Raw genomic sequence first — 4,801 nt, forward strand, 5'->3', positions numbered from 1 at the left:
TGCAAGCCGTTCCCGTACACCAACTGGTGCTCGATGGCGGCGTGGGCATACGAGCCGGGCAAGGGCTCCGCGTGGGATCAGGCCTGGGAGGAATACAAGCAGTAAGCAACTGCACGGGCCAGGTCCGGCCGACGGCGCCATCGCGGCGCCGCGGCCTACCTGAAACCCGCGTCTCGTGGCGCCCAACGGCGGATGCCGGTCTCGCCCTCGCCTCGTGCGAGGGCGTTTTCGTTTCCGTGGCGACCCGGGATCGAAGCGCGAACTCTGCGCGTCATCGGATTCCACCTGCCGCAGCCGACCTCGGACCAGCATCAGCGCGATCGCTCGCGGCAACGACAGCGAAACGGCGCAACCGCTTTGCGCCGCACGCCTTGCGACGAACGATCCGGCTTCGGCCTCCATCGGGACGTGGCATGCGTGACACACGAATGCAAAAAAGGCCGGCCCGGTGCGACACCGGATCCGGCCTTTCATCCGCCTCGTTTCAACATCGGTCGACGATCGCGCATCGCGATGCCGCTATGCCGTTCAGGCGGCTGTCTGTCACGCGTCGTCGAGCATTTCCGCCACGGTTCTCGGCAGACGCACGGTGAAACGGCTGCCCTGCCCCGGCGTCGACTCGACGTCGACGGATCCGCCGTGACGCTCGATCACTGCCTTGACGAACGGCAACCCGAGACCGACTCCGCGACTCGCGTCGCGATACGTGCCGTCGACCTGGAAAAACGGTTCGAACAACCGGCGCAGCGCGCCGGCCGGGATGCCGATCCCCTGGTCCTGCACCGCCACCGAAACCTGACGGTCGTCGGCGTCGATCCATACGTCGACGACCGTATCCTCGGCCGAGTACTTGATCGCGTTGTCGAGCAGATTGGTCAACGCGCGCAACAGCATGTCGCGATTGCCGAGCACGAACACGTCGGCGCCGTCGTAATGCGGACCCTCGACGCGGATGCGCTTCGCGTTCGCACCGTGCCAGAGCTGGTCGACCGCTTCCGTCGCCAGATCGTTCGCCGACACCGGCACGTATGCGGCCGTATCGAGATGCTCGGCGCGCGACAACTGCGTAAAATCCTGCGCGACGCGCAAACTGTAGTCGACGAGCTTGTGCAGGTCGGCGAGGAAATCCTCGTCGGTCGCGCCGTCGGCCTGGTTCCGCTCTTCGAGCAGCGACAGTACCGTCGAGAGCGGGTTGCGCAGGTCGTGCGCCATGTGCCTCAGCGTCAGCCGGTCACTTTCGACCGCGGCCTTGATGTTGTGGATATCGACGAGGCAGATCATGCTCGCCGTCGAACTGTGCTGGTCGCCATCGCCGAACGGCGTCACCATCATCATCTGCGTGCGCCCGTCCAGTGTCAGCTCGGCCGAGTGAATCTTGCCGGTCGCCTTCGCGGCGAGCACTTCGTTATGGGCGATCGCCAGCACGCGCTGCGCAGCCGCGTCGCCGTCCGCGTCGAACGTTTGCAGCATCGCGCGGCCGCGCGCATTGCACATCAGCAACCGGCCGTGCCGTTCGACGAAGACCGGATACGGCAGCGTCTCGATCATGTCGACATAGGCCGTCTGCCACTCGCGAATGCGCTGCATCGCGATCTCGACCTCGTCCTTGGTCGGCGTCGCGACATCGGCGCCTGCCGCATGCGGCGAGCCGACGAACGCGTGCTTGCCGGCCAGCCCGCGCAGCATCCCGTATTCGCTCAGCAGGAACGCACGCAGGCTGCCGGCGCGCCGCCAGCCGCTCACCGCGAAGATCAATGCGCACACGGCGAACAACGGGCCGAGCGGCGTCCAGCACGACCAACGCAAAAGCAGCGCCAGTTCGGCGGCAACGAACGTGGCCAGCCACGCGATCGCGCATGCATACATGCGCCAGCCCGGCACCAGCATGCAGATCAGCAGCATGCCCGTCGCGACCGCGACGCTGACGGCGACCCGGATCGCCATCGGCTCGCGCCACAGGATGTGGCCGTCGACCAGCGCCTGCGTCACCAGCGCATCGACCTCGACGCGTCGCAACCGCCCATCTTCCGACGTCGACAGGTCATACGCGCCAGACAGATCCGACATCGCGTCGCCGATAAAGACGATCCGGCCGCGCCATGCCGACTCGGGGATGCGCCCTTTCAGCACGTCGACATACGAATAGCGATCGAGATCGAAACGGGCCGGCAGGAACAGCGCGAGCGAGCGAGCCTCGACGCGCCCGAGCTTCGCCACGTGATCCTGCACGAGCTCGCGCACGTCGCCGGCAGGCAGCGACGCACCGGCCAGGCGGATCGCCTGCAGTGCGACATGCGGCAGCTCGTCGGCCGCATCGTCCATCCGGACGTACGGCACGATGCCCTGCACCAGATGGTCGCTGCCGAGCACGACGTTGCGCTGGCCGACGGCCGCCGCCGCGCGGCGCAGCTGCGCCGCGGGCAACAACACGGTGTCGGCACGCGTGCGCTCGCGTGCAAGGTGGGCGGGCAGCACGACGCGCCCTTGCCGCGCAATCGCGGCCGCGAGCGCATCGTCGCCGCGCGCGGGACCGAACATCGTCATGTCGAGCACGACGCTCGAGGCACTGCCGAGACGATCGAGCACCTGCGCATGTGACGCCCGCGCATAACTCTCGCCGCCGCCCAGTTCGGCGATCGTCTTCCTGTCGATTGCAATGACGACGACATCGTCGCGGTCGCCGTGATCGACGCCGGTCGCGACCAGATTCCAGTACAGGCGGTCGAGCGGCGACAGCAGCGTTTCGGCGGTCGGCGTACAGCTGAGCGCCGCCAGCAGCGCAACGCCGGCCGTGAGCGGCCATGCGGATGTCGCGATTTTCCGGACTCGAATGAGCCAGTCAGGCATGGAGTGGCATTCCTCGTTATTGTTTTATTCGCCCGAGTTCACCGCGTTCGCGTACTTCCTGAATGCTTGCGGCGGTCGGCCGCTTGCTTCGTCGCACGCACGATCCCGCCACACTGCAGTCGTTCAGTCAGGCTCGGGCCCGTTGCAACCGCAATTGCGCCGCATGCGGGCGCAGGTTGCCAAGCCGGCATGTTGCCCGAACGGCCTTGATTTTAATTTGGTAACGGATTCATTTCCCCCTTGTCCCATAATAATTCGAGATTTTCCGTACTTGTCCTATGCGCCCTTCCCGGCAACGGGGCGCGACACCGGGATGGCGCGGCAAACGGGAGTGCGTTGTCGTGATGCGCTTGCCCGAAGAACGAGGGACAAGATTTTTCATCGCTTTCGATGAAATTATGTTGACAGTCCCTTTGAACACGCTAGAATAGCGGTCTTCGCATCGCAGCAAGCGAAACGTGCCCAGGTGGCGGAATTGGTAGACGCACTAGGTTCAGGTCCTAGCGGTGGCAACATCGTGGAGGTTCGAGTCCTCTCCTGGGCACCATCTGTTTTCTAAAAAGGTCGGCTTCTAGCCGGCCTTTTTTCATTTCAAGCCCAGGAAGCAAAGCGCCTGCGCGCTTTGCGTGAGGACTCGAAAGGCTGCGCTTGCAAGCGCAGCCGGGGTCGCGCATGTGTGACCGAGTCCTCTCCTGGGCACCATCTGTTTTCTGAAAAAGGTCGGCTTCTAGCCGGCCTTTTTTCATTTCAAACCCAGGAAGCAAAGCGCCTGCGCGCTTTGCTCGAGGCCCCACTCATCCACCAGCCGGACGACCATCGACACACGGCCGCCCGGCCATCGCCCTCAAGCGCCGTTCCAGCGTTTCGCGGCAATTGCGACGCGCTCGCCCAGCAGCTCTGCCGTCTTTCGATCGCTCTCGAGAATCGCGTCGCCGCCCTCGTCCGCATTCGCCTGCGCCATCGCGCCGAGGAACGACCCGAGCCGATTCAGGTCGTTGACCGAACCCTTGCTGTTGTTGTTGCCGGGCATCAGGCCGAGGCTGACCCACAGCATCTGATGCTGGGCAGCGAATACAGCCAGCTGCTGCAATGTCGCCAGCTTGTCGCCGCTTTGCGAAGCCGACACCGTAAAACCGGCCGCCAGCTTGTCTCGCCACTTGCCCCAATGCTTCGACGATGCGTCCATGAAGCCCTTGAACTGCGCGGACGCGCTGCCCATGTAGGTCGGCGAACCGAAGACGATCGCCTTGGCATCGTGCCCCAGGTACTCCCAGTGTTCGTCGATCGCGTCGACGGGGATCAGCTTGACCGACGCTCCATCGACTTTCTCGACACCGCGAGCGACTGCGTCCGCAATGACGGCCGCATGGCCGTAGCCGCTATGAAAAACCACTGCGATTTCAGACATGAGGAACTCCTTGGCGCGGACCATTCCGCAAAAAAACGTTACTGCGATGGTAACAGAAATTATCGCGATGCAAATGACTTCGCTTCCATGCGCCGCGCACTCCATTGCGGCCGGCGAATACACGATCACCGCGTCGCCAAGCGAACGGACAATCGCAGCATCCGCTGCCTGCAATCGCGAATCAGCGTGTGGCAAAAAGCGCCCACCGGCGATCGCTTCTCCGGCATCGGACTTGATCGCGCGTTCTCGAAATTCGCTCGCCCCTCTCTGGCGGCAATCCTTCGGATCGTGATCGACCGCGCAGCGAGATCCGAACACGGCGCCTCAGGCACGCCCCGCTTTCTCGCCTGCCTCCAAAGGTCGCGCAAAATCTATTGACAAGCCGTTCAGGCACGCTATAATCACGGTCTTTCGCATCGCAGCAAGCGAAACGTGCCCAGGTGGCGGAATTGGTAGACGCACTAGGTTCAGGTCCTAGCGGTGGCAACATCGTGGAGGTTCGAGTCCTCTCCTGGGCACCATCTGTTTTCTGAAAAAGGTCGGCTT

2 protein-coding genes and 2 tRNA genes are annotated in these 4,801 nt (G+C 63.9%); 2 read left to right on the top strand and 2 right to left on the bottom strand.

Annotated elements, in window-relative coordinates:
• Positions 1-543 precede the first annotated feature (543 nt).
• Positions 544-2,847: an ATP-binding protein gene (locus tag HWX87_RS37485; RefSeq protein ID WP_176051818.1), complete on the bottom strand. Its 2,304-nt coding sequence runs from the start codon at positions 2,845-2,847 to the stop codon at positions 544-546.
• A 460-nt stretch (positions 2,848-3,307) separates the two neighbouring features.
• On the opposite strand from HWX87_RS37485, the gene HWX87_RS37490 reads away from it, so the two are divergent.
• Positions 3,308-3,394 (top strand) — tRNA-Leu (locus HWX87_RS37490).
• 297 nt (positions 3,395-3,691) lie between these two features.
• Here HWX87_RS37490 and HWX87_RS37495 read toward each other — a convergent pair.
• Positions 3,692-4,255, bottom strand: coding sequence for a flavodoxin family protein (locus tag HWX87_RS37495; RefSeq protein ID WP_176051819.1), 564 nt, complete (start codon positions 4,253-4,255; stop codon positions 3,692-3,694).
• 434 nt (positions 4,256-4,689) lie between these two features.
• Between HWX87_RS37495 and HWX87_RS37500 the strand changes: the two genes are divergently transcribed.
• Positions 4,690-4,776: transfer RNA gene (locus HWX87_RS37500), tRNA-Leu, on the top strand.
• Positions 4,777-4,801 lie beyond the last annotated feature (25 nt).

It is taken from the genome of Burkholderia sp. BCC1644, from assembly GCF_902833225.1.
GTDB lineage: Bacteria > Pseudomonadota > Gammaproteobacteria > Burkholderiales > Burkholderiaceae > Burkholderia.

Excerpts from the sequence above, each read along its gene's own strand:
- HWX87_RS37485 (WP_176051818.1), bottom strand. The coding sequence starts at position 2,847 with ATGCCTGACTGGCTCATTCGAGTCCGGAAAATCGCGACATCCGCATGG.
- HWX87_RS37495 (WP_176051819.1), bottom strand. The coding sequence starts at position 4,255 with ATGTCTGAAATCGCAGTGGTTTTTCATAGCGGCTACGGCCATGCGGCC.